The following is a 24,446-nucleotide window of genomic DNA, read 5'->3' on the forward strand; positions in this document are numbered from 1 at the left end:
ATAGTGAGTTTGGTATGTGCATCAGGTACGGCAATCTGGCCGCAGAGGCTCTAGACCAAAGCAAGTGTGGCAATGCGTCTTGACTGGCCCTAGACTCGATGGGCGGTCTTTCCAATCCACCAGCTGGAAGTAAACCATGAACAACAATAATAGCCTGCTACGCCACATTCCGTGGCTGGCGCTGGCAGTCATAGGGGCCTGCGCGCTGGGTGTGGTCGCCCTGCGTCGCGGTGAGGCGATCAATGCCTTGTGGATCGTCGTCGCGGCAGTGGCCATCTACTTGGTTGCCTACCGTTACTACAGCCTGTTCATCGCCACCAAGGTGATGCAACTCGATCCTCGCCGGGCCACGCCCGCTGTACTCAACAACGATGGCCTGGACTACGTCCCGACCAACAAGCACATCCTCTTCGGCCACCACTTCGCCGCCATCGCCGGCGCGGGCCCGCTCGTGGGCCCGGTGCTCGCCGCGCAGATGGGCTACCTGCCCGGCACGCTGTGGCTGATCGCCGGCGTGGTGCTGGCCGGCGCGGTGCAGGATTTCATGGTCCTGTTCCTCTCCACCCGTCGCAACGGCCGCTCGCTGGGCGACATGGTCCGTGAGGAGATGGGCCGCATCCCCGGCACCATCGCCCTGTTCGGTTGTTTCCTGATCATGATCATCATCCTCGCGGTGCTCGCGCTGATCGTGGTCAAGGCCCTGGCCGAGAGCCCGTGGGGCATGTTCACGGTCATCGCGACCATCCCGATCGCGATGTTCATGGGCATCTACATGCGCTACATCCGCCCGGGCCGCATCGGTGAAATCTCCATCGTCGGCGTGGTCCTGCTGCTGCTGTCGATCTGGCTGGGGGGCCAGATCGCCGCGGATCCGGTGTGGGGCCCGGCGTTCACCTTCACTGGCGTGCAGATCACCTGGATGCTCGTGGGCTACGGTTTCGTCGCCGCCGTGCTGCCGGTATGGCTGGTCCTGGCGCCGCGCGACTACCTGTCGACCTTCCTCAAGATCGGCACGATCGTCGGCCTGGCCATCGGTATCCTGATCATCGCGCCCGAGCTGAAGATGCCGGCGCTGACCCAGTTCACCGACGGTACCGGCCCGGTCTGGAAGGGCACCCTGTTCCCGTTCCTGTTCATCACCATCGCCTGCGGCGCGGTGTCCGGCTTCCACGCGCTGATCTCCTCGGGGACCACGCCCAAGCTGCTGGACAACGAAACCAACGCCCGTTACATCGGCTACGGCGGCATGCTGATGGAGTCGTTCGTCGCCATCATGGCCATGGTTGCCGCTTCGGTGATCGAGCCGGGCGTGTACTTCGCCATGAACAGCCCGGCCGCAGTGGTCGGCGCCGACGTCGCTTCGGTGGCGCAGACCGTCAGCAGCTGGGGCTTCATGATTACCCCCGAGCAACTGGAGGCCACCGCCCGCGACATCGGCGAGCACACCATCCTCGCCCGTGCCGGTGGCGCGCCGACACTGGCGGTAGGTATCGCGCAGATCCTGCACCAGGTGTTGCCGGGCGAGAACACCATGGCGTTCTGGTACCACTTCGCCATTCTGTTCGAGGCACTGTTCATCCTCACCGCAGTAGATGCCGGTACCCGTGCCGGGCGTTTCATGCTGCAGGACCTGCTGGGCAGCTTCGTCCCGGCACTCAAACGCACCGAGTCGTGGGGTGCCAACCTGCTCGCTACCGCCGGTTGCGTGGCAATGTGGGGTTACCTGCTGTATCAAGGCGTGATCGATCCGCTGGGGGGTATCAACACCTTGTGGCCGCTGTTCGGTATCTCCAACCAGATGCTGGCCGGTATCGCCCTGATGCTTGGCACCGTGGTACTGATCAAGATGAAGCGTCAGCGCTACATCTGGGTCACCCTGGTACCTGCGGTATGGCTGCTGATCTGTACCACCGCCGCGGGCCTGATCAAGCTGTTCGACCCGAACCCGGCTGTGGGCTTCCTGGCCCTGGCCAAGAAGTACAGCACCGCGCTGGACGCCGGCCAGGTGCTGGCGCCTGCCAAGGACATCGGCCAGATGCAGCATGTGATCTTCAACGCCTACACCAACGCCGGCCTGACGATCCTGTTCCTGGTGGTGGTGTTCAGCATCCTGTTCTTCGCCCTCAAGGTCGGTTATGCCGCCTGGGGCCGCAAGGAGCGCAGCGACAAGGAAACCCCGTTCCAGGCTTTGCCTGACGCTTGAGAGGAATGCCGCGATGTTCAACGACCTGGGTCGACTGGGCAAGTACCTGGGGCAGGCCGCCCGCCTGATGGTCGGCATGCCCGATTACGACAACTATGTCGAGCACATGCAGACCAAGCACCCGGACAAGCCGGTGATGAGCTACGAGTCGTTCTTCCGCGAGCGCCAGGAAGCGCGTTATGGTGGCAAGTCCGGGCCCAAGTGCTGTTGAACCCGCGACACGCATGAACCAGTGGGAGCCCGGGCAACCGGGCTCCCACTTTCATTTTCAGCTGCAGGAGACAACCGCGTGCAAACGCCGATTCCCGTTACCGTGCTGACCGGCTTTCTTGGTGCCGGCAAGACCACACTGCTCAAGCACATGCTCAAGGCCGAGCACGGCCTGAGGCTCGCCGTGATCGAGAACGAGTTCAGCGAGGCAGGCATCGACAGCCAACTGCTGGGCGATGAACCGGTGCAGGTGATGACCCTGGCCAACGGCTGCGTGTGCTGCAGTATCCATGGTGACCTGACCCGTGCCCTGTACCTGCTGCTCGAACGCCTGGACGCCGGCGAGATCGCCTTCGATCGCCTGGTGATCGAGTGCACGGGCCTCGCCGACCCTGCACCCGTGGCACAGAGCTTCTTCATCGACGAAGAGCTGCGCGAGCGCTATATCCTCGATGGCATCATCACCCTGGTCGACACCGCCCACGCCGAACTGCACCTGACCCAGGCCATCGCCCAGGCCCAGGTCGGCTTTGCCGACCGCCTGCTGCTGAGCAAGACCGATCTGGTCGAGCCGCAGGTGGTCGATGCCCTGCGCGAGCGCCTGGCGCGCATCAATGGCCGGGCGGCGATCCGCGTGGTCGAGCATGGGCGTATCGACTTGGCCGAGCTGCTCGATGTGCGGGGGTTCAACCTCAACCCGGACCTGGGCATCAGCCCCGGGCCCAGCTTGCGCCCGGTCCTCAAACCCGCCACCCCGGATCGCATTTCGACGCTGGTGCTGCGCACCGAAACGCCGTTGGATATCGATCGGCTCAGCGACTTCATGAACGAGCTGCTGGAGCAGCACGGCAAGCAGCTGTTGCGCTACAAGGGCGTGTTGAATATCGCAGGTGAAGATCGCCGTTTGGTGTTCCAGGGAGTGCTGAAGCTGTACGGCTTCGACTGGGACGCCGAGTGGAAGGAAGGCGAGCTGCGGGAAAGCGTGATGGTGTTCATTGCCGATGAGCTGCCGGAAGAAAGGATTCGGTCTGGTTTCGAAGCTTTGAGCCACGCCTGATTGAGATACAGCCGACTGTTCGATGCCGCCGTAAGGCGGCATTTTTTTGGCCTCGTTTCAGCGATCAGGCCAGTCGAGGTGGCCGCTTGCAGGAGGTACTTTTTTTGGTACACTTGGCCGCGTCGGATCTAAAACTAAATGTGCAGTTCTTCCGTAGTGCGTTGGGTAATGAGCCCGTGAGGGAGTGGCTAAAGGGCTTGGCACGTGAAGAACGCTATCTGATTGGCATGGAAATCAAGACCGTTCAGTTGGGATGGCCACTTGGCATGCCCTTGGTCAGAAAGCTGGAGCACGGGCTTTGGGAAATCCGTATCGACATGGGGCATGTCGTTGCCCGTGTACTGTTCACGATCATGGATGGAGTGATGTTCATGCTCCATGGATTCATCAAGAAAAGCCAGAAAACGCCTTCAGCAGATCTGGCTCTGGCCAGGCAACGCAAGGCCAGCTTACGGAGGTCAACTACATGAACCCGCATATCGGTTCGAACTTCGATGATTTTCTCGCCGAAGAGGGCATCCTCGAAGAGGTCACGGCGGCTGCGCTGAAACGGGTGATCGCCTGGCAACTGACGCAGGCGATGAAGCAGCAAAAGATCAGCAAGAAGGCCTTGGCCGAGCGTATGCACACCAGCCGGGCGGCGGTCGATCGAGCCTTGGATCAGACTGACGCTGGCATGACCTTGGCAACACTGGCCAGCGCAGCCAGGGCCTTGGGGCAGCGCGTGGAAATACGTCTCGTACCGGATGTCGCACCAGCCCGATGAAGCACAAACATGAAAAAGCCCGGCACAAGGCCGGGCTTCTTCATTTCAGGCGTCTGCCAATCAGTTGCCGTACACCGGCAGCTTCTTGCAGATGGCCTTGACCTTCTCACGTACGGCGTCGATCACCGCTTCGTTGTTCAGGTCGGCCAGGATGTCGCAGATCCAGCCGGCCAGTTCGCGGCACTCGGCTTCCTTGAAGCCACGGGTGGTGACGGCTGGGGTGCCGAAACGCAGGCCCGAAGTGACGAACGGCGAACGTGGGTCGTTCGGCACCGAGTTCTTGTTGACGGTGATGAAGGCCTTGCCCAGGGCGGCGTCGGCGTCCTTACCGGAGATTTCCTGCTTGATCAGCGACAGCAGGAACAGGTGGTTCTCGGTGCCGCCGGAGACGACGTCGAAGCCACGCTCAATGAACACGCTGGCCATGGCCTGGGCGTTTTTCACGACCTGCTGCTGGTAGGCCTTGAACTCAGGCTGCAGGGCTTCCTTGAAGCAGATCGCCTTGGCGGCGATGACGTGCTCCAGCGGGCCGCCTTGGGCGCCCGGGAAGACGGCGGAGTTCAGCTTCTTCTCGATGTCGGCGTTGGCACGGGCCAGGATCAGGCCGCCACGTGGACCGCGCAGGGTCTTGTGGGTGGTGGTGGTGACCACGTCGGCGAACGGTACAGGGTTCGGGTATACGCCAGCGGCGACCAGGCCGGCCACGTGGGCCATGTCGACGAACAGGTAGGCACCGACCTTGTCGGCGATTTCGCGGAAGCGTGGGAAATCCAGCACTTGCGAGTAGGCGGAGAAGCCGGCAACGATCATCTTCGGCTTGTGCTCGACAGCCAGGCGCTCGACTTCGTCGTAGTCGATCAGGCCGTTGGCGTCGATGCCGTACTGGATGGCGTTGTACAGCTTGCCCGAGGAGGAAACGCTGGCACCGTGGGTCAGGTGGCCGCCGTGGGCCAGGCTCATGCCCAGGATAGTGTCACCGGCCGACAGCAGGGCCAGGTAGACGGCGGCGTTGGCCTGGGAACCGGCGTGCGGCTGTACGTTGGCGTAGTCGGCGCCGAACAGCTCCTTGGCACGGTCGATGGCCAGTTGCTCGACGACGTCGACGTACTCGCAACCACCGTAGTAGCGCTTGCCTGGGTAGCCTTCGGCGTACTTGTTGGTCAGAACCGAACCCTGGGCCTCCATGACCGCCGGGCTGGTGTAGTTTTCCGAAGCGATCAGCTCGATATGCTCTTCCTGGCGCAGGGCTTCTTGCTGCATGGCTTCGAAGAGCTCGGCGTCGTACTTGGCAATGGTCAAATCACGGCTGAACATGGCGGTCCTCAAGGATCGGGCAGAATTGGGGGAGCATTCTAACCGATTGATTCGCCGCTGGCATATGAAGTGGCATCAAGTCGCGGACCAATGGGCTTCATGTTGCAGGCCGCGTGGCGACTGGGCTGGAGTTGACTTCTAGGTCCGGTTTTTTCCAGGCTGTTAAGAGGTCTGCGTGGGGGCGAAGGGCCCGCGCAGCGACTACTGGAACATGAACAACGTCTCGTTGCTGAACTGTGCCTCGAACTGGTTGGCCGGCATAGGCCGGCCGAACAGGTAGCCCTGCACCTCGTCGCAACCGTGCTCGCGCAGGAACTCCAGCTGCTCGTGGGTCTCAACCCCTTCGGCGATTACCGCGAGGTTGAGGCTGTGGGCCATGGCAATGATCGCCCGGGCGATCTGCGCGTCCTGCTCGCCTTCGGGCAGGCCATCGACGAAGGTACGGTCGATCTTCAGCACGTCGATGGGGAACTGCTTGAGGTAGTTGAGCGACGAGTAGCCGGTGCCGAAGTCGTCGACCGCGATGCTCAGGCCCAGGTTCTTCAGGCTGTCGAGGATCTGCATGGCCTCGTTGACCTCGCGCATCAGGATGCTTTCGGTCAGTTCCAGCTCCAGGCACGCTGGCGGCAGCCCGGTTTCATCGAGGATGGTGGCGATGCGCGTGCCCAGCTGGCCGTCGGAGAACTGCCGGGCGGAAATGTTCACCGACACCTTGGGTACCCGCACTTTCTGCTGGTGCCAGGCCTTGAGCTGGCGCGAGGCCTCGCGCAGCACCCAGTCACCGACGTCGACCACCAGGCCCAGTTCCTCGATCACCGGGATGAAGTCGCCCGGCGGCACCAGGCCGCGGGTTGGGTGACGCCAGCGCAGCAGCGCCTCGGCTCCGGTCAGGCGTTTGCCGTCGCCGCTGAACTGCGGCTGGTAATAGAGGATGAACTCGTTCTGCTCCAGGGCATGGCGCAGGTCGCTCTCCAGCTCCAGGCGCTCCAGGGCGCTGGCGTTCATGTCCGCCTGGTAGAACTGGAAGTTGTTCTTGCCGCGCTCCTTGGCGTGGTACATGGCCGTGTCGGCGTTCTTCATCAGCTGGCTGAGCTCGCTGCCATCCTGGGGGCTCAGGGCGATGCCGATACTGGCGGTGACGAAGAATTCGCGGTTTTCCAGGACGAACGGAGTGACCAGCCCGTCGAGGATGTGCTCGGCGACATGGATGGCGCGGTTGAGCGCCTGCTCGCGGCTGGCCTTGGGCTGCAGCAGCAGGGTGAATTCGTCGCCGCCCATGCGCGCCACTGTGTCGTCGTCGTCGACGCAGGCCAGCAGGCGCTCGGCCATGTCCTTGAGCATGCGATCGCCCGCCGCATGGCCAAGGGAGTCGTTGATCGGCTTGAAGCGGTCGAGGTCGAGGAACATCAGCACTACCCAGCCCTTCTGCCGCTCGGCCTGTTGCAGGGCCGTGTACAGGCGGTCCTGGAACAACGTGCGGTTGGGCAGGTGGGTGAGGGCGTCGTAGTAGGCCAGGCGGTGGATGCGCTGCTCGCTGGCCTTGCGTTCGCTGATGTCGGTGAAGAAGCACACATAGCTGGCCAGGTCGCCTTCATCGTCGAGCACCGCAGTGATGCCTACCCACGCCGGATAGTGCTCGCCGTTGCGCCGCTTCAGCCAGACCTCGCCTTCCCAGCTGCCGCGCTGGCTCAGTTGCTTGAGCACGTAGCCTTGCTGGGCGTTCTGTTGCTGCTCGACGGTGAGCATGCCGGGGAGCTGGTCGAGCACCTCGGCCACGGCATAGCCGCTGACGCGGGTGAACGCTTCGTTAGCCTGGACGATATAGCCGGCCGGGTCGGTGATGAGGATCGCCGAGGTGGAGTGCTCGAACACGGTCGCGGCCATGCGCAGGTCTTTTTCGGCCCGGCGTTGCTGGCTGATGTCGCGGCCCACGCCGAGCACCCCCTCGAAGCGCTCGTGTTCGTCCCACACCAGCACCAGGCGCAGCTCGATGGGGATCTTGCGGCCGTCGGCGCGCAGGCAGTCGAACAGGAACAACTGCGTGGGCAGGGTGCTGCGTAACTGGGCCAATTGCGTGCTGTCGTCCAGCACCTGGCTGACGCGCTCGAGCAGGTTGTAGACACCGCTGAGCTGGGCCGGGTTGGCAATGATCGACTGCCAGCCGTTGGCGAAGATCCAGTCGGCCTGGTAGCCCAGCACCGCCTGCACCGAAGGGCTGACATAGTTGAGCTGCAGCTGGCTGTCGGTGGAGAAGATCACGTCGCTGATGCTCTCGGCGAGCATGCGGTAGCGCTGTTCGCTGTCGCGCAGGGACTCGCTGGCCTCGATCTGCACGGTGACATCCTTGCCCACGCCGATGATGCGCGTGACCAGGCCTTCACTGTCGCGGGTCAGCACCTGCTCGCGGATGTCGTAGCAACGCCAGCCGCCATCGCGGTGGCGGAAGCGCAGCTGGCAGTGCAGTGACTGGCCGTAGCCGGTGTCACGCTGCTGCTGGCGCAGGTCGCGGTAGTGCTCGGCGTCGCCGGGATGCAGGAGCATCTCCCAGAAGCGGTCGCCCATCTGCGCCAGTTCCGCGCGGTCGTAACCCAGGGTCTGGCCAAGGTGGCGGTTGCTGAAGATCATCCGCTGGCTGTCAACGTCCTGCACGTAGAGTTGGTCGGGCACGGTGCGTACCACGTCCGACCAGAAGCCCTCGCGTTCGAGCAGCGACAGCTCCACCTGCTTGCGGCTGGTGATGTCGCTGATGCTCAGGATCACTGCCTGGTAGTCGCGACGCTGCTGTGGCAGGCGGGCCATCAGCCACAAGTGCAGTTCGCCGCCCAGCGGGGCCGGCAGGCGCACCTCCAGTTCGAGCTGCGGGCGCTCTTCGATCAACGCGTCGATCAACTGCATGCCGACACTGTCGCGGCCGTCGCCACTGCCATCGATCAGGCGCTGCCGGGCGCCTTCGTGGCAGTCGACGTTGAGCAGTTGGCGGGCCACCTGGTTGATCTCGGTGATCTTCAGCTCCGTGAGCAGCGAGCGGCGCAGCTTGGTGTCCAGGGCCAGGCTCTGCTTGAGCGCGGCGCGGTTGCGCAGGTGGTAGCGGTCGAGTTGCCCCGGCAGGCTCGAAAGATCGAGCACGCACAGGGCCACGCCGGTGCCCTCGAAGATTTCCTGGTAACGCCGGCGGTCTTCCTGCAAGGCGCGTTGGCGGCGGCGCATGTTGATCAGCGCCAGCACCGGCAGCAGTGCGCAGAACAGCACCAGCACGCATTTGCCGAGCAGCGCCGGGAGCAGCCTGTCGCGGGCCAGGCCGGCATCGAACAGGCCACGCAGTTGCCAGGTGCTGTTGTCGATGAAGGCAAGCATCACGCTTTGCAGAGGCTCTTCGCTGGTCTGCCGGTCCCCATGGCGCTCGATGACCGCGCCGCTGCGGCTGTTTTCCAGCAGCCACAAGGGATGGGTGGGGCCGTCAAGATGACGGGTCAGCTCCTGGTAGTAGTCGGGGCTCAGGCGCAGCAACCAGTAGCCGCGGTCTTGCTCGGTCGGCTGGCGCAGCAGCAGGTAGACCCGCTGATTGTCGGCATCGTTGCCATAGAAAAATGCACGGCCCTGGTTCAGTTGCAACAGGTCGTCAATCAGCTGACGGTCGGGTGAGCCAGCGAGGGTGTCACTGCGCACCTGCCCGGTGGCGTCAAGCCAGGCCAGGTCGCGCAGGGCCGGCAGGCGGGCCTGCAAGGTGGCGAGCAGGCTTGGCAGGGCGGCAGGCGCCGGAGGTTTGACGTAGGGCTGGACCAGGTTCAACGATTGCTGGGCCTTGAGCGCCATGTTCAGGCTCAGGTGGTCGGCCAGTTCTGCGCTGGTGGCCAGGCTTTGCTGGCGCAGGTCGTCCTGGGTATGGCGGAACTGGGCGAACAGTTGCCATAGCAGCAGACCCAGCAGAACCAGGGCGAGCAGGGCCAAAGCCCCCTTGAGCGAGCCACGCAGGTGTGTGCCGGCCGTGGAATCGGCAGGACGCAGGGATGACGGTTGCGTGAGATTGGTCAAGCGTTGGGTCCTGCGATTGGGCTGACGATGGCAGGGGTTGCGTTCTCGCGGCATGCACGGCCCGTGCCGTGGTTGCTGGGCGCACTATAAGACGCATGCGGGAAGCCGACTAGCATGCCTTCAAATATGGCAAAGTGCCAGTCCGCATGTCCGATGCCGGGCGGCAGCTGGTCATGCCGGTTCGGCAAGTCCCTGCAACCTGTGCGAGAATGCCGCCCGCTTCATAGTCAACGCATCGGAGATGTACGGTTTTGGTTACCCACTATTCCACCAATGGCCTCGATTCCGCCTGCGGGCGTAGCAGTGAGACGCTGGTCAGCACTGCCGTGGCCGAGGACGTATCCTGCAAGACCTGCCAGCGCTCGCTGGCCAAGCCGGACGCGGCTGCCGCCAGTGCCAACAAGACGCCGTCGCTGGCCGAATTGCGCAAATCGGCCAAGGCTGCCGCCGAGCCGGTCGCACAGGTTGCCGCTCAACCCGCCGCCAAGCCCACTGCCGCGCCTGCCAAGGCCGTGAGCAAGCCGGCTGGCAAACCTGCCCGCAGTGGCGGCTTCAGCGTCAAGTCCGCCTGGGCCGCACGCCTGGCCGAGCAGTCGGACCGTTGCCGCCTGCCACGTGGCAAGGCCAGGCAGTCGCACGTCTGAGCCCGCGCCAAGCCCGCCCCACCCGTGCCGGCGTGGGTGCGGGCTTGCCCCGCGAAGGCCGCCGAGCGGTCCCGCCATCTACCTCATCTGTGCAACGCCGCGACTTGGCGTAGAATGGCCCACTTTGTTCAATGACCCCGTAATCACATCCCCTGGCCAATGCCGGGGCGCGTGTCTTTACCTATCTGATAGAGGGCTTGGTTTTGGCTCAATACGTCTACACCATGCATCGGCTGAGCAAGGTCGTGCCGCCGAAGCGGGAAATTCTCAAGAACATTTCCCTGTCGTTCTTCCCAGGTGCCAAGATCGGCGTGCTGGGCCTGAACGGCGCTGGTAAATCGACCCTGCTGCGGATCATGGCGGGCGTCGACAAGGAATTCGACGGCGAAGCCCGTCCGATGCCCGACATCAACGTCGGCTACCTGCCCCAGGAGCCGCAGCTGGATCCGAGCAAGACCGTGCGTGAAGTGGTCGAGGAAGCGGTCAGCGTGATCAAGGACGCCCAGGCTCGCCTGGACGAGGTTTACGCCGCCTATGCCGACCCGGATGCCGACTTCGACAAGCTGGCCGCTGAACAGGCCAAGCTCGAGGCCATCCTGCAGGCCGCCGACGGCCACAACCTCGAGCGCCAGCTGGACGTCGCCGCCGATGCCCTGCGCCTGCCGGCTTGGGAGGCGAAGATCGAGCACCTGTCCGGTGGCGAGAAGCGCCGCGTGGCCCTGTGCCGTCTGCTGCTGTCGGCCCCCGACATGCTGCTGCTGGACGAACCGACCAACCACCTGGACGCCGACTCGGTAGCCTGGCTGGAGCGCTTCCTGCACGACTTCCCCGGCACCGTGGTGGCGATCACCCACGACCGTTACTTCCTCGACAACGTCGCCGGCTGGATCCTCGAGCTGGACCGCGGCGCCGGCATCCCGTACGAAGGCAACTATTCGGGCTGGCTGGAAGCCAAGTCGGACCGTCTGGCGCAGGAATCCAAGCAGCAGAGCGCCCACGAGAAGGCCATGAAAGAGGAACTGGAGTGGGTGCGCAAAGGCGCCAAGGCCCGCCAGTCCAAGTCCAAGGCCCGTCTGCAGCGCTTCGAAGAGATGCAGTCGCAGGAATTCCAGAAGCGCAGCGAGACCAACGAGATCTACATCCCGGCAGGTCCGCGCCTGGGCGACAAGGTCATCGAGTTCAAGAACGTCACCAAGGGCTACGGTGATCGCGTGCTGATCGACAACCTGTCGTTCGCCATGCCCAAGGGCGCCATCGTTGGCGTGATCGGTGGTAACGGTGCCGGTAAATCGACCCTGTTCCGCATGCTGATGGGCAAGGAGCAGCCGGACTCGGGCAGCATCGAGATCGGTGAAACCGTGCAGCTGGCCTGCGTCGACCAGAGCCGCGAGGACCTGGACGGCAGCAAGACCGTGTTCCAGCAGATCTCCGACGGCTCCGACCAGATCCGCATCGGCAGCTACGAGATCCCGTCGCGCACCTACGTCGGCCGCTTCAACTTCAAGGGCGGCGACCAGCAGAAGTTCGTCAAGGACCTCTCCGGTGGTGAGCGTGGCCGCCTGCACCTGGCCCTGACCCTGAAGGAGGGCGGTAACGTCCTGCTGCTCGACGAACCGTCCAACGACCTCGACGTCGAAACCCTGCGTTCGCTGGAGGAAGCCCTGCTGGACTTCCCGGGCGCCGCCATCGTGATTTCCCACGACCGTTGGTTCCTGGACCGTGTGGCCACTCACATCCTGGCGTACGAAGACGACTCAAGCGTGGTGTTCTTCGAAGGCAACTACACCGAGTACGAAGCCGATCGCAAGAAGCGCCTGGGCGATGCTGCTGCCCAGCCGCACCGCGTGCGTCACAAGAAACTGGCCCAGTAAGCCGGTTTTCGCTGCACAACGATGGGGCCCTCAGGGGCCCCATTTTTGTGCCTGGCTTTCAGGGATGAGGAGGGCTGCGTGGGAGCGGGCTTGCCCCGCGATTGCGACGTTACAGGAGATCGAGGAGCGGGTTTTCTCTCACAAGTACGCCCAGAAAACTTGTATACAGTTATAGAAAACGCACCAATTAATTTCATAAAAACGACATTGCGCCCTGTTCCAGTGCGATTGGTTCTTGGTACATTCCCGAAAAAACCAAAAACAATCCCTCTCTTGGTGAGATGTCTACCATGATCGAATCTGTCGACGATTTCCTGGCCCGACTGCAACAACGCGACCCGGCCCAGCCCGAATTCCACCAGGCCGTGGAGGAGGTGCTGCGCAGCCTGTGGCCTTTCCTAGAAGCCAACCCTCACTACCTGCAGGCAGGCATTCTCGAACGCATGGTCGAACCCGAGCGCGCCGTGCTGTTCCGTGTGTCGTGGGTCGATGACCAGGGCAAGGTCCAGGTCAACCGCGGCTACCGCATCCAGATGAGCAGCGCCATCGGCCCGTACAAGGGCGGCCTGCGCTTCCACCCGTCGGTCAACCTGGGCGTGCTCAAGTTCCTGGCCTTCGAGCAGGTGTTCAAGAACTCGCTGACCTCGCTGCCCATGGGCGGCGGCAAAGGCGGCTCGGACTTCGACCCGAAGGGCAAGAGCGACGCCGAAGTGATGCGCTTCTGCCAGGCGTTCATGAGCGAGCTGTACCGCCACATTGGCGCCGACCTGGATGTGCCAGCGGGTGACATCGGCGTCGGTGCCCGTGAGATCGGCTTCCTGTTCGGCCAGTACAAGCGCCTGGCCAACCAGTTCACTTCGGTGCTGACCGGCAAGGGCATGACCTATGGCGGCAGCCTGATCCGCCCGGAGGCCACCGGCTACGGCTGCGTGTACTTCGCCGAAGAGATGCTCAAGCGCCGCGACCAGCGCATCGACGGTCGTCGCGTGGCGATCTCAGGTTCCGGTAACGTCGCCCAGTACGCAGCGCGCAAGGTCATGGACCTGGGCGGCAAGGTGATCTCGCTGTCCGATTCCGAAGGCACGCTGTACGCCGAAGCCGGCCTGACCGACGCCCAGTGGGAGGCCGTGATGGAGCTGAAGAACGTCAAGCGCGGCCGCATCAGCGAGCTGGCCGAGCAGTTCGGCCTGGAGTTCCGCAAAGGCCAGACACCCTGGAGCCTGGCATGCGATATCGCCCTGCCGTGCGCGACGCAGAACGAACTGGGCGCCGAAGACGCCCGTACCCTGTTGCGCAATGGCTGCATCTGCGTAGCCGAAGGGGCCAACATGCCGACCACCCTGGAGGCTGTGGATATCTTCATCGAGGCCGGCATTCTCTACGCGCCGGGCAAGGCGTCCAATGCCGGCGGCGTGGCCGTGTCTGGCCTGGAGATGTCGCAGAACGCCATGCGCCTGCTGTGGACGGCCGGGGAGGTGGACAGCAAGCTGCACCACATCATGCAGTCGATCCACCATGCCTGCGTGCACTATGGCGAAGAGGCCGATGGCAGCATCAACTACGTCAAGGGCGCCAACATCGCCGGCTTCGTCAAGGTAGCTGACGCGATGCTGGCCCAGGGCGTGGTCTGATTCGATAACTTGGGGCCGCTTCGCGCCGAAAGGGGCGCGAAGCGGCTGCGGTGATTTCAGCACTCACCCAGAATGGCCAGCACCTCGATCATCTGGTCCCCCGCCGGCCGTCGCCACAACACTTCATCCCCAGGCCCGGCCCCCAGAAGCGCCCGCCCCAGCGGCGAGCCCCAGTTGACCAACCCCTGGGCGGCATCGGCCTGATCCTCGCCCACCAGTTGCACCTGATGCTCCTGGTCATGCTCATCGACGAACCGCACCAGGCTGCCGATCTGCACTTTCTCCGTGGACGTTGCAGCAGGTACCACCTGCGCGCTCTGTACCCGGGCGGTGAAATAGCGCAGGTCGCGCTCGGTATCGGCCAGCCGCTGCTTGTCGGCATCGCCCTCGGCCTGCAGCTCGGCGCGCAATGCATTGAGCACGGCCACTCGCTGCTGCAACTGTGCCAGGCCGTTGGCGGTGACGTAGTTGGGCTGATCGCTGACCAGGCGCTCGACCGGCTGGCTGGCCTGGGCGGCGGCCTGGTCTTCATTGACGAATGCTCGGCTCATGGTTGGCCTCCTTGTGCTGGAGACCATGGTGGCAGGCTGCGGGTTTCAATAGTTGTCCGTTTGCGACGTCAATTGCGGCGATAGGCGCGTGCGGCGCCTTGATCCTTCTCTTGCTGCCAGTCGCGGTCACGCTCGTCCCAATAGCGTTCGCGATACTCGCGCAGGTCTTCGTTGGACTGCATGGCGTGACACTGGCGAAAGCCGTCGTCCCAGCCGCTTTCGTACTGGCGGTTGTGCAGGTAGCGCGGGACATCCTTGCGAAAGTCCCCGGCCATCAGCCCGGCGGCCTGGCGACCGCTGCTGCAACCGTCCTGAAAGCCGTCGGCGTAGGCGGGCGGGTAGCCCTGGTTGACCATCTGTTCATGGGTGGTTTCGCAACCCGCCAGCAGCAAGAAGCACAAGCCTAACCAATACCGCGACATGACCACAGGACCCTCGGATTGATACCGCAAAGTCTAGGTCGGGAATTGTTGGCACGATGTCAAAACGCTGTCGAAGGATTGCACCGGGACTGGGACCGCAAAGCGGCCCAGGTGCTCAGTACTGATACCACTTCAACTCCAGCATCACCTCGTTCTGCGCCGTGGCCAGGTGGCTGAACTGTCGCGAGGCACTCAACCGCAAGCCCAGGTCGCGGCTGATCTCCCACTGCTGGTTCAGGCTCACGCTGCGCCGCACTTCGCCGTTGGTGAAATAATCACCCTTTGCCTCAAGCGTCAGGTTGCCCAGCGGGTTGCGCCACAACAGCCCGCCGTTGAACCCGGCGGCGGGCGAGATGAATTCGGCGAAGTCGTTGTGATGCTCGACCCGCACCGTGCCCAGGGCAAAGCCCAGCAAGTCGTCACCCAGTTGCCAGGTGCCGCCGGCGCCGCCGTTGACATGGCTGACCAGCACCTCGTCGTCATGCTTGCCCGGCACGCGTTCCAGGCCACCGGCGACCTGCCACGACCAGGGCTTGAGCAGTTCGTTGCGCGGTGTCAGCGAGCGGATGGTGGCCAGGTCCAGGCGTTGTACCTGCCAGTCGTTGCCCTCGTATTGGCGCAGCTTGAGTTGCAGGATCTCGATCTGCGCGCCGAGGGGGAAACTGTCCATGTTGTCGTTGAGGTCGTGGTACGCCATGCGCAGGCCATACTCGGCGTAGGCGCGGTCCTCGCGGGTACCCACCCCCAGTTGCCAGGTGCGCGACTGGTGGCCGTCCTCCGGCAGGCCGGGCCGCTCGATCTGCAATGGCGGCGGCGGGTTGCGGTTGATCGCCCTGAGCAGTTCATAGCTGCGGCCGGCCTGGGCCGGATCACGTTCCTGGCCATTGGCGCGGTAGCGTTCCAGGCGATAGGCGGCATCCTGCACCAGCGCCTGGCGGTCGCGGGGCAGGGCGGTGAAAGAGGGGCTTTGCAACTGCGCGGTGTCGGCGCTGATGGCCAGCACCTGCTGCTTTTCTTCATGGTCCAGCGGCTCGGCACGGGCCAGCAGTTCACGCTCGCGGGACGGGCGGTAGCGCACGTCCGCCACCAGCCCGGACTGTTTCACCGCCTTCACGGTGTCGGTAGGGATGGCGGTCAGCGGGAACTGCGAGGTCAGGTCCAGGCTGGGGCGTGCCACCTGCAACAGCTCCAGCAGACGATAGGAGCAGTTCTCGTCGAAGAAGAAATAGTCGAACTTGATCTGCTTGAGTTCCCACACATGCTCGACCATGCGCCCGGTCTCTTCGGGCGTCAGGTCCAGCTGGTACTCCCACAGGTCGCGGTTTTCCAGGCTGCGGTACTCGGACAGCTTTTCCTGGTAGGGCATCATCGCGAACAGCCCGGGATAGCCGCCCATCAGGCCTTTCCAGGCATAGAGGATGCTGTTGTCGCTGCCCTCGATGTAGGCGCCGAAGTTGATCGCGTAGCTCAGCAGCGTGGTGTCGTCACGCCGGGTATTGGACTGGTCGATGCGCAGCAGCGTATGGCCGAACATCGACGACGGGCTGTTGAGATAGGCCGCCGGGAAGATCAGCGCCGCGCTGTGCGGGTCGATCGACTTGTACCAGGTATCGAATTCCTGGCAGGCCGGGCTCGGCAGATCGGTGAGGGCCAGTTGTTCGCGCAGCCAGCGGGTCCGCGCGGGGAACACGCACTGGGCGTGCTTGTCGCCCAGGCTGGCCGGGGCATACAGCGCGGCGACCGTGGCCTGCAGCTCCTGATCCGGGTGGTGCGCGCCATCCTCGGCGAGAAAGAAGCGCGGGTCGTCCACATAGCTGCGCCAACCGCCAAGCTTGGCAGTCTCGTAGTGTCCGAGGGCGATCCAGTAGGGCGTGGCCGCCAACTGCTGGACGCGGGCCGGGTCAAGCTGTGGGGTGGCATGAAGCGGTGCGCTGACAATCAGCGCCAGGGAAGCGAGGCGTTTGAGCATGTCGGGCAACTACATCCTGATGATGCCGGAAGGTGAAGCGCCAAACCCGCCCCGGTACCGGGGCGGGAGGCGTGGTACTCAGGCCTCGGTGGCGTACTTGGCCAGTTGCGGGTCGCTCTTGAGCACCGCCAGGGTGTTGGAATGGACAGTCTCGGCAGTCACGTCGGCGCTGCTGAAGATCTGCTGGAAGTGCTCGTGGGTGACAGCGGCGAAATGCGCGCGGTCTTCAGGCGCCACACCGAGGACCACGGCATAGGTGGTCAGGGCTTCGCCCTGGCCCTGGGCCATGTCTTCGGAGAGCTCGTTCATCATGCCGTTCATGGCGAACCAGGATTTGCCGCCATAGGTGAGTGCGGCTTTGGTCGAGCAGCCGTTGGTGCCCGAGGTCATGCCGAAGGTTGCGTTGCCGGAGGTGCCGTTGGTGGTGGAGGCCAGGAAGTGGGCCGGCGTGCCGCGCTGGCCCTCGAACAGCAGGTTGCCCCAGCCGCAGTTCGGGCCGCCTGGCGCTTCGGCCATGGCGTTGATCGAGACAGCGGCGAACAGAGTACCCAGAAGAATCCGTTTCATAGCGTTGTTCTCTTTCTCAAGTGACGTACCAATGGTCAGGGTTCTGGCAACGCGGTTGCCAGGGCGGGAGGATTTCCATCCCCCTGCGCAGCTTGGAGTTTAGGCACGATCCAAAGGTTGCGTTGTTTATTGCGAAAAATTGCTTGCGTGATTGCCTGGCTTGGGCTGTGACATAAAGTCCCACGGAGCCTTGCCGCTGCGCGCTGGCAGCGCCAGAATGCCTTTCATCCGCCCCGCCGAAGTAAGGAAACCCAATGCCCGATCCTGTCGCCTCGCGCCTGCGTCTCGCGCCAGAAGCCCTGACCCGGCGTTTCTCCGCTGAACAGTTTGCTTTTTCCAATACCGACGATCTGGAGCCGTTTCGTGGTGTGCTGGGCCAGGAGCGTGCCGTCGAGGCCCTGCAGTTCGGCGTGGCGATGCCGCGCCCCGGTTACAACGTGTATGTGATGGGCGAGCCCGGCACAGGCCGGTTCTCCTTCGTCAAGCGTTACCTCAAGGCCGAGGGCAAGCGCCAGCACACCCCGGCCGACTGGCTGTACGTCAACAACTTCGAGGACTCCCGCGAGCCACGCGCGCTGGAACTTCCGGCTGGCAGCGCCCAGGCGTTCCTCGCCGACATGAACGGCCTGATCGACAACCTGTTGGCCACGTTCCCGGCCGTGTTCGAGCACCCTTCCTACCAGCAGAAGAAGAGCGCCATCGACCGCGCCTTCAACCAGCGCTATGACCGGGCGCTGGATGTGATCGAGCGTGCTTCGCTGGAGAAGGACGTGGCGTTGTACCGCGACAGCAGCAATGTCGCCTTTACCCCCATGGCCGATGGCAAGGCGCTGGACGAAGCCGAATTCGCCCAACTGCCTGAGGAGTTGCGCGAGCGCTTCCACGACGATATCGCCGAACTCGAGGAGCGCCTGAACGAGGAGCTCTCCAGCCTGCCGCAATGGAAACGCGAATCGAACAACCAGTTGCGCCAGCTCAACGAGGAGACCATCACCCTCGCCCTGCAGCCGCTGCTGGCGCCGCTGTCGGAAAAGTACGCGGAAAACGCAGCGGTGTGCGCCTACCTGCAATCGCTGCAATTGAACCTGCTGCGCACCGTGGTCGAGCAACTGGTCGATGACAGCAAGACCGACGCGGTGGCGCGCAAGATGCTCGAGGAGCAGTACGCGCCCAACCTGGTGGTCGGCCACCCGGGCAAAGGTGGAGCTCCGGTGGTGTTCGAGCCGCATCCTACCTACGACAACCTATTCGGTCGCATCGAATACAGCACCGACCAGGGGGCGCTGTACACCTCCTATCGCCAGCTTCGCGCCGGTGCGTTGCACCGCGCCAATGGCGGCTTCCTGATTCTTGAAGCCGAGAAGATGCTCGGCGAGCCCTTTGTCTGGGACGCGCTCAAGCGTGCCTTGCAGTCGCGCAAACTGAAGATGGAGTCGCCGCTGGGCGAACTGGGTCGTGTCGCCACCGTGAGCCTGACGCCGCAGGTGATCCCGCTCAGCGTCAAGCTGGTGATCATCGGCTCGCGCCAGCTGTACTACGCGCTGCAGGACCATGACCCGGATTTCCAGGAGATGTTCCGGGTGTTGGTGGACTTCGATGAAGACATGCCCATGGTCGACGAGAACCTGGAGCAGTTCGCCCAGTTGCTGCGCACCCGCACCAACGAGGAAGGCATGGCGCCGCTGACCAGCGATGCGGTGGCGCGTCTGGCCACCTACAGCGCGCGCCTGGCCGAGAACCAGTCGCGCTTGTCGGCCCGTATCGGCGACCTGTTCCAGCTGGTCAGCGAGGCCGACTTCATCCGCCAGCTGGCCAGCGAGAGCATGACCGACGCCGGCCACATCGAGCGGGCCCTCAAGGCCAAGGCCCAGCGCACCGGACGGGTGTCGCAGCGGGTGCTCGACGACATGCTCGCCGGGATCATCCTGATCGACACCGAAGGTGCGGCAATCGGCAAGTGCAACGGCTTGACCGTGCTCGAGGTCGGAGATTCGGCGTTCGGCATGCCGGCGCGGATTTCCGCCACCGTCTACCCGGGCGGCAGCGGCATCGTCGACATCGAGCGCGAGGTCAACCTGGGGCAGCCGATCCACTCCAAGGGTGTGATGATCCTCACCGGCTACCTGGGCAGTCGCTATGCCCAGGAATTCCCCCTGGCGATCTCGGCGAGCATCGCGTTGGAGCAGTCCTACGGCTACGTCGATGGTGACAGCGCCTCGCTGGGGGAGGCGTGCACGCTGATCTCGGCGTTGTCGCGCACCCCGCTCAAGCAGTGTTTCGCCATTACCGGTTCGATCAACCAGTTTGGCGAGGTGCAGGCGGTCGGTGGGGTCAACGAGAAGATCGAAGGCTTCTTCCGTCTTTGCGAAGCCCGTGGCCTGACCGGTGAGCAAGGGGTGATCATCCCGCGTGCCAACGTCGCTACGCTGATGCTCGATGAGCGGGTGGTGCAGGCGGTCGAGGCCGGTCGCTTCCATGTCTATGCCGTAAGCCAGGCCGACGAAGCCTTGAGCCTGCTGGTTGGCGAGGAGGCTGGTGAGATGGATGACAAGGGCGAGTTCGCCGAGGGCAGTGTCAACGCCCGGGTGGTCGAGCGCTTGCGGGTGATTGCCGAAATGATCAGCGAAGAAGAAATCAAGGAAGCCGAGAAAGAGCGCCTGGAGGAGGTCATCGCCCAGGCCAAGCCCGCTTAAGTCAATAAACTGGCGCTGGAGGCTAAGTGCTACCGTTCAGCGCCAGTTTTCCAACTTTTGCCTCGGCTCGGCTACAGTGGAACTTAAGGACGTTGTCAGGGTTCAGGATGGAAACAGCCTGATGGTTTCAGGCTGAACAGGGCTTTACAGAGGGGACGCCGCCATGCGCAACCTCAGCCTCACCCGCCAGTGCCTGGGCCTGGTGACCCGCATCGAATGCAGCATCCGCCCACTGGCCGGGGACAATGGCATGTGGACCTTGCTGTTCGCCGCCGGCATGGCCGGTGAACAACCCTCGGCGATCAAGGCCCAGGGCCCATTCCATGGGCCGATGGTGGCCGAATCGGTGATGAACGCCATCGTCGACAGCCTCACCCTCCATGGCTATCAGGTCGCTGAAGATCCGCAGATCTGGTGCCTGCACCTGCAGGCGCAGTTGCGCCGGATCAATGGTGAACGTTGCCGGAACCTTGGGGATTATCAGTTCCATCCCGAAACCTGACCCAATGATCGCATCGCCAGCAAGCTCCCACACACCTGACCTGTGGGAGCCGGCTTGCTGACGATAGGGTATCGAGGATGTATCGGGCCTGCGGCAACTGACCGCAGGCTTTTGCTGTCACAGGTGGCTGGATATACTCGCGCTCGCTTTTCCAGTCACTTCAGAGTCCCTTATTGTCCATGGAACGTATCCTTGAAAACGCGATGTATGCCTCGCGCTGGCTGCTCGCCCCGATCTACTTCGGCCTCTCGCTGGGCCTGCTGGCACTGGCCCTGAAGTTCTTCCAGGAAATCATCCATGTCCTGCCCAACGTCTTCACCCTCGCCGAAGCCGACCTGATCCTGGTGATCCTGTCACTGATCGACATGTCGCTGGTTGGCGGCCTGCTGGTAATGGTGATGATCTCCGGCTACGAGAACTTCGTCTCGCAGCTGGACATTGACGAGAGCAAGGAAAAGCTCAACTGGCTGGGCAAGATGGATTCCTCGTCGTTGAAGATGAAGGTCGCCGCGTCGATTGTCGCCATTTCCTCGATCCACCTGCTGCGGGTGTTCATGGATGCGCAGAACATCTCCACCGACTACCTGATGTGGTACGTGATCATTCACATGACCTTCGTCATTTCGGCATTCGTCATGGGTTACCTGGATCGCATCACCAAGCACTGATCGTCTGCTCTCATCGCGGGCTGGTCCCGCGATGCTTTTCAGCTCCTGACGGATGGTGGCTTGTACTTTCAGCAGGTCTGTACAAAAAATGAGCACTCATGCGTGGTTCCCGCAGCGAGGTGCGCCCATGAACCTGCATCAGCTCAATACCGAGGCCAGGGCTGGCCATGTCGACGAACTCAACCTGATCGCCATCGAAGGCGGTGATTACCTGCTCGAGGCCCGGGTCAAGGGCCGCGCCCACCCACTCGACGACCCGCGTGGTCAACGCTTGCGCGTGCATTCGGTCGAGGATGCGCGCCTGCTTCTGCAATCGATCCCCCTGCTGTCGCTGAACCTGGTGCACTGGTCCGTGCAGGACGAGATGTGCGGCATGGGCACGCACCCGGAAGAAGACCTCAAAGTCCCGATTTCCCAGCGTTCGGCCTGGTAGCTGCTTCGCGCGGCGCCAGTGTGCTAGGCTGCTCGCCCTTTTCATCAGGGCGCGGATGCAGTGCGCCCTCAAGCGGAGCACGCCAATGTCCGAACTCATCCTGTCCACCGACGAATCCCGCGTCAGCTACGGCATCGGCCGTCAGCTGGGTGGCCAGCTGCGCGACAACCCGCCACCGGGCGTCAACCTGGACGCCATCGTCGCCGGCCTGACCGACGCCTTCAACGGCGCCGACAGCCGCGTCAGCGAAGAAGACCTGTCGGCGGCCTTCAAGGTCATCCGTGAAGTGATGCAGGCCGAAGCTGCTGCCAAGGCCGAAGCCGCCGCTGCCGCCGGCAAGGAATTCCTGGCTGACAATGCCAAGCGTGAAGGCATCGTGACCCTGGCCTCGGGCCTGCAGTACGAAGTGCTGACCGCAGGCGACGGCGCCAAGCCGTCCCGCGAAGACAACGTGCGTACTCACTACCACGGCACCCTGATCGACGGCACCGTGTTCGACAGCTCCTACGATCGTGGCCAGCCTGCCGAATTCCCGGTTGGCGGTGTGATTGCCGGCTGGACCGAGGCCCTGCAACTGATGAATGCCGGCAGCAAATGGCGCCTGTACGTGCCGAGCGAGCTGGCCTACGGCGCCCAGGGCGTCGGCAGCATCCCGCCGCACAGCACCCTGGTGTTCGACGTCGAGCTGCTCGACGTTCTGTAATACCTTCGGGGCCGCTCTGCGGCCCATTCGCGGGCAAGCCTGCTCCCACAGGAACAGCACAAGACCTTAGGTCGTTGCGATCAGTGTGGGAGCCGGCTTGCCGGCGATGGGGGCAGGCCTGCTAAATTCAGTTCCAATCCGTTCCCCCCGGGCGCAATGCCCGCGCATAGCAAAACAGGAACAGGTTCCTCACCAGCTCCTTGAGCACTCCTGGCTCACTCGAATTCAGCCCCATGAGGTCCAGGTCGCCCTGGTCGCGCAGTTCATCGAGCGCGTCTTCCTCGAGCACGGCGCAGACCTCGCCAGTCTCGCGATGCAGGATACGCAGGTAAGGGTGGGGGCGGTCGAGCCAGGCGTCGATCAGATAGGTCATGGCTACTCTCCTTGGATAGCGGTTCCAATGAGAATAATTCTTATTATCAAAATAGCAAGAGACTATTGGAAGAATTCTTCCGAATGGTCCCGGCGATCCTGTTGCAGGATCTGTCAGGGCCGCCCGTTGGGCAGCCCCGTAGGGCAGGCGATCAGACCTTGCGCACGAACTCGGACTTGAGTTTCATCGCGCCGATACCGTCGATCTTGCAATCGATGTCGTGGTCGCCGTCGCACAGACGGATGTTCTTGACCTTGGTGCCGACCTTGACCACCAGGGACGAACCCTTGACCTTGAGATCCTTGATCACGGTAACGGTGTCGCCGTCCTGCAGGACGTTGCCGACCGAATCCTTTTTCACCACGTCGTCGCTGGCGGCTTCGGCTTCGCCGTTGGCCGACCACTCGTGGGCGCATTCGGGGCAGATCAGTTGGGTGCCATCCTCATAGGTGTATTCGGAGTTGCATTGGGGGCAGGGTGGCAGAGTGCTCACGGCTTTTCCTTTCAAGTACAGGCGGGTAAAGGCGCACATTGTATAGGGTTTAGTGATTTCCTGCACAAAAGCATCGCGGGGCAAGCCCGCTCCCACACCATGATGTGCTGGCGTGGGAGCGGGCTTGCCCCGCGATAGGGGTGATGCGATGTATCAGTGCGTACGCGCTACTGCAAACTCGCTCAGCTCTACCAGTGCATCCCGGTACTCGCTGGCCGGCAGCACTTCCAGGCAGGCAATGGCGCGGGCGACGTAGTCGCGGGCCATCTGCGCGGTGTAGTCCAGGGCGCCGGACGCCTCGACGGCGATGCGGATCTGCTCCAGGTCCTCCAGGCCACCCTTCTGGATCGCCTGGCGCACCAGCGCGGCCTGCTCCGCGGTGCCTTCGCGCATGGTGTAGATCAGCGGCAGGGTCGGCTTGCCTTCGGCCAGGTCGTCACCGACGTTCTTGCCCAGGGTCTCGGAGTCGCCCTTGTAGTCGAGCAGGTCGTCGACCAGCTGGAAGGCCACCCCCAGGTGGTCGCCGAAGGTGCGCAGGGCTTCGCGCTGCGCGTCCGTGGCGCCGGCCAGGGCTGCGGCGCTGTGGGTCGAGGCTTCGAACAGCATCGCGGTCTTGCCGCGGATGACGTCCATGTAGATTTCCTCGGTGGTGCTGGCATCACGCACGCGCGACAGCTGCAGCACTTCACCTTCGGCGATCACCCGGGTGGCCTTGGAGAGGATCTGCATGACCGGCATCGAGCCCAGCTCGACCATCATCTCGAACGAGCGCGAATAGAGGAAGTCGCCCACCAGCACGCTCGGCGCGTTGCCCCACAGGGCATTGGCGGTGGAGCGGCCACGGCGCATGCCGGACATGTCGACCACGTCGTCGTGCAGCAGGGTGGCGGTGTGCAGGAACTCGATGGTCGCCGCCAGCAGGCGCAGGTCGTCGCCCTCGCGGCCCAGGGCCTTGCCGCACAGCAGCACCAGCAGGGGGCGCAGGCGTTTGCCGCCGGCGGACGTGATATAGTCGCCGATCTTCGATACCAGCGGCACGCGCGAGGTCAGCTGCTTCTTGATGATCTCGTCGACGGCGCTGAAGTCATCAGCTACCGCGCGGTAGAAGGTTTGGGGTTGCATCGGCTGCTCCATTGAGGTTGCGCGGCATGCTAGGTCGCAGGTACCGGTGTGTCAAGGCGCGGTGGCCGTGGCCCCGGGCCGGTACTTGCAAGCATTTATGGGGTTGCGTACAATCGCGCACCCTAACTTCCTGGGCAGCACCTGCCTTACGCAATTGCACTGGGCCGTTCCAGCCCTGTGCAGCCATGCCAGCCAATACTCATCATATAAAGCGCTGGGTGA

General features: G+C 63.5%; 21 protein-coding genes and 1 pseudogene. 13 read left to right on the plus strand and 9 right to left on the minus strand.

The genetic code is table 11. The annotated features are described in order from the left end of the window. Positions 1 to 136 precede the first annotated feature (136 nt). The 5 genes from KHO27_RS25735 (at position 137) to KHO27_RS25755 (ending at position 4,236) form a co-directional block, all read left to right on the plus strand. Entirely contained in the window at positions 137 to 2,203 is a 2,067-nt protein-coding gene (locus KHO27_RS25735; RefSeq protein WP_046857199.1) for a carbon starvation CstA family protein, read from the plus strand. A 13-nt stretch (positions 2,204 to 2,216) separates the two neighbouring features. Then, positions 2,217 to 2,414 carry a YbdD/YjiX family protein gene (locus KHO27_RS25740; protein WP_214500974.1) on the plus strand — a complete coding sequence of 66 codons (198 nt, stop codon included), beginning with the start codon at positions 2,217 to 2,219 and terminating at the stop codon, positions 2,412 to 2,414. A gap of 78 nt (positions 2,415 to 2,492) precedes the next feature. Then, positions 2,493 to 3,470 (plus strand): GTPase, encoded by a 978-nt coding sequence (gene yjiA / locus KHO27_RS25745; protein ID WP_110702489.1) that lies wholly within the window; start codon positions 2,493 to 2,495, stop codon positions 3,468 to 3,470. Between the two features lie 113 nt (positions 3,471 to 3,583). Then, the gene (locus KHO27_RS25750; RefSeq protein ID WP_250888477.1) at positions 3,584 to 3,940 is read left to right on the plus strand and encodes a type II toxin-antitoxin system RelE/ParE family toxin; all 357 of its coding nucleotides are present in this window, start codon (positions 3,584 to 3,586) and stop codon (positions 3,938 to 3,940) included. Next, positions 3,937 to 4,236, plus strand: coding sequence for a helix-turn-helix domain-containing protein (locus KHO27_RS25755; protein WP_094010329.1), 300 nt, complete (start codon positions 3,937 to 3,939; stop codon positions 4,234 to 4,236). The genes KHO27_RS25750 and KHO27_RS25755 overlap by 4 nt, the downstream gene beginning before the upstream one ends. Before the next feature lie 60 nt (positions 4,237 to 4,296). On the opposite strand, the gene glyA is transcribed toward KHO27_RS25755, so the two are convergent. Further along, positions 4,297 to 5,550 carry a serine hydroxymethyltransferase gene (gene glyA, locus KHO27_RS25760; protein ID WP_094010328.1) on the minus strand — a complete coding sequence of 418 codons (1,254 nt, stop codon included), beginning with the start codon at positions 5,548 to 5,550 and terminating at the stop codon, positions 4,297 to 4,299. Between the two features lie 201 nt (positions 5,551 to 5,751). Then, positions 5,752 to 8,736, minus strand: a pseudogene (locus KHO27_RS25765) (bifunctional diguanylate cyclase/phosphodiesterase); the annotation flags it as partial. Between the two features lie 1,097 nt (positions 8,737 to 9,833). On the opposite strand from KHO27_RS25765, the gene KHO27_RS25770 reads away from it, so the two are divergent. The 3 genes from KHO27_RS25770 to gdhA all read left to right on the plus strand — a co-directional run bounded on the left by KHO27_RS25770 (position 9,834) and on the right by gdhA (position 13,728). Continuing rightward, complete coding sequence (locus KHO27_RS25770) at positions 9,834 to 10,226, plus strand: hypothetical protein (protein WP_110702493.1); 393 nt, start codon at positions 9,834 to 9,836, stop codon at positions 10,224 to 10,226. 203 nt (positions 10,227 to 10,429) lie between these two features. After that, positions 10,430 to 12,097: an energy-dependent translational throttle protein EttA gene (ettA, locus tag KHO27_RS25775; RefSeq protein ID WP_038707327.1), complete on the plus strand. Its 1,668-nt coding sequence runs from the start codon at positions 10,430 to 10,432 to the stop codon at positions 12,095 to 12,097. A 290-nt stretch (positions 12,098 to 12,387) separates the two neighbouring features. Then, a complete protein-coding gene (gene gdhA, locus KHO27_RS25780) occupies positions 12,388 to 13,728 on the plus strand; it encodes an NADP-specific glutamate dehydrogenase (RefSeq protein WP_102683869.1) in 1,341 nt (446 codons plus the stop codon). A 56-nt stretch (positions 13,729 to 13,784) separates the two neighbouring features. Here gdhA and KHO27_RS25785 read toward each other — a convergent pair whose 3' ends face one another. From KHO27_RS25785 to KHO27_RS25800, 4 genes are all read right to left on the minus strand, one after another. Then, positions 13,785 to 14,279: a GreA/GreB family elongation factor gene (locus tag KHO27_RS25785; protein ID WP_214500976.1), complete on the minus strand. Its 495-nt coding sequence runs from the start codon at positions 14,277 to 14,279 to the stop codon at positions 13,785 to 13,787. A gap of 68 nt (positions 14,280 to 14,347) precedes the next feature. Further along, positions 14,348 to 14,701: a hypothetical protein gene (locus tag KHO27_RS25790; RefSeq protein ID WP_102683867.1), complete on the minus strand. Its 354-nt coding sequence runs from the start codon at positions 14,699 to 14,701 to the stop codon at positions 14,348 to 14,350. 115 nt (positions 14,702 to 14,816) lie between these two features. Further along, positions 14,817 to 16,670, minus strand: a complete 1,854-nt coding sequence (locus KHO27_RS25795) for an Lnb N-terminal periplasmic domain-containing protein (RefSeq protein ID WP_214500977.1) — start codon at positions 16,668 to 16,670, stop codon at positions 14,817 to 14,819. Between the two features lie 78 nt (positions 16,671 to 16,748). After that, entirely contained in the window at positions 16,749 to 17,237 is a 489-nt protein-coding gene (locus tag KHO27_RS25800; RefSeq protein ID WP_023630569.1) for a DUF3015 domain-containing protein, read from the minus strand. Positions 17,238 to 17,491: 254 nt separating this feature from the next. On the opposite strand from KHO27_RS25800, the gene KHO27_RS25805 reads away from it, so the two are divergent. The 5 genes from KHO27_RS25805 to bamJ all read left to right on the plus strand — a co-directional run bounded on the left by KHO27_RS25805 (position 17,492) and on the right by bamJ (position 22,236). Continuing rightward, complete coding sequence (locus KHO27_RS25805) at positions 17,492 to 19,930, plus strand: Lon protease family protein (protein WP_110702501.1); 2,439 nt, start codon at positions 17,492 to 17,494, stop codon at positions 19,928 to 19,930. Positions 19,931 to 20,093: 163 nt separating this feature from the next. Continuing rightward, entirely contained in the window at positions 20,094 to 20,432 is a 339-nt protein-coding gene (locus KHO27_RS25810; RefSeq protein WP_023631147.1) for a PA4575 family protein, read from the plus strand. A gap of 179 nt (positions 20,433 to 20,611) precedes the next feature. Continuing rightward, positions 20,612 to 21,100 carry a TIGR00645 family protein gene (locus KHO27_RS25815; protein WP_023631146.1) on the plus strand — a complete coding sequence of 163 codons (489 nt, stop codon included), beginning with the start codon at positions 20,612 to 20,614 and terminating at the stop codon, positions 21,098 to 21,100. Positions 21,101 to 21,227: 127 nt separating this feature from the next. Continuing rightward, positions 21,228 to 21,533 (plus strand): DUF6482 family protein, encoded by a 306-nt coding sequence (locus KHO27_RS25820; RefSeq protein WP_046857188.1) that lies wholly within the window; start codon positions 21,228 to 21,230, stop codon positions 21,531 to 21,533. Positions 21,534 to 21,618: 85 nt separating this feature from the next. Beyond that, positions 21,619 to 22,236, plus strand: a complete 618-nt coding sequence (gene bamJ / locus KHO27_RS25825) for a BamJ family beta-barrel-assembly machinery protein (protein ID WP_110702505.1) — start codon at positions 21,619 to 21,621, stop codon at positions 22,234 to 22,236. Positions 22,237 to 22,363: 127 nt separating this feature from the next. Here bamJ and KHO27_RS25830 read toward each other — a convergent pair whose 3' ends face one another. The 3 genes from KHO27_RS25830 to KHO27_RS25840 form a co-directional block, all read right to left on the minus strand. Then, the gene (locus KHO27_RS25830) at positions 22,364 to 22,609 is read right to left on the minus strand and encodes a PA4570 family protein (RefSeq protein ID WP_038707330.1); all 246 of its coding nucleotides are present in this window, start codon (positions 22,607 to 22,609) and stop codon (positions 22,364 to 22,366) included. Positions 22,610 to 22,760: 151 nt separating this feature from the next. Next, on the minus strand, positions 22,761 to 23,102 hold the full coding sequence (locus tag KHO27_RS25835; RefSeq protein ID WP_046857186.1) for a zinc ribbon domain-containing protein YjdM: 342 nt from the start codon (positions 23,100 to 23,102) through the stop codon (positions 22,761 to 22,763). Positions 23,103 to 23,255: 153 nt separating this feature from the next. Then, the gene (locus KHO27_RS25840) at positions 23,256 to 24,224 is read right to left on the minus strand and encodes a polyprenyl synthetase family protein (RefSeq protein WP_102683861.1); all 969 of its coding nucleotides are present in this window, start codon (positions 24,222 to 24,224) and stop codon (positions 23,256 to 23,258) included. Positions 24,225 to 24,446 lie beyond the last annotated feature (222 nt).

Source organism: Pseudomonas sp. RC3H12 (assembly GCF_018596375.1).
GTDB lineage: Bacteria > Pseudomonadota > Gammaproteobacteria > Pseudomonadales > Pseudomonadaceae > Aquipseudomonas.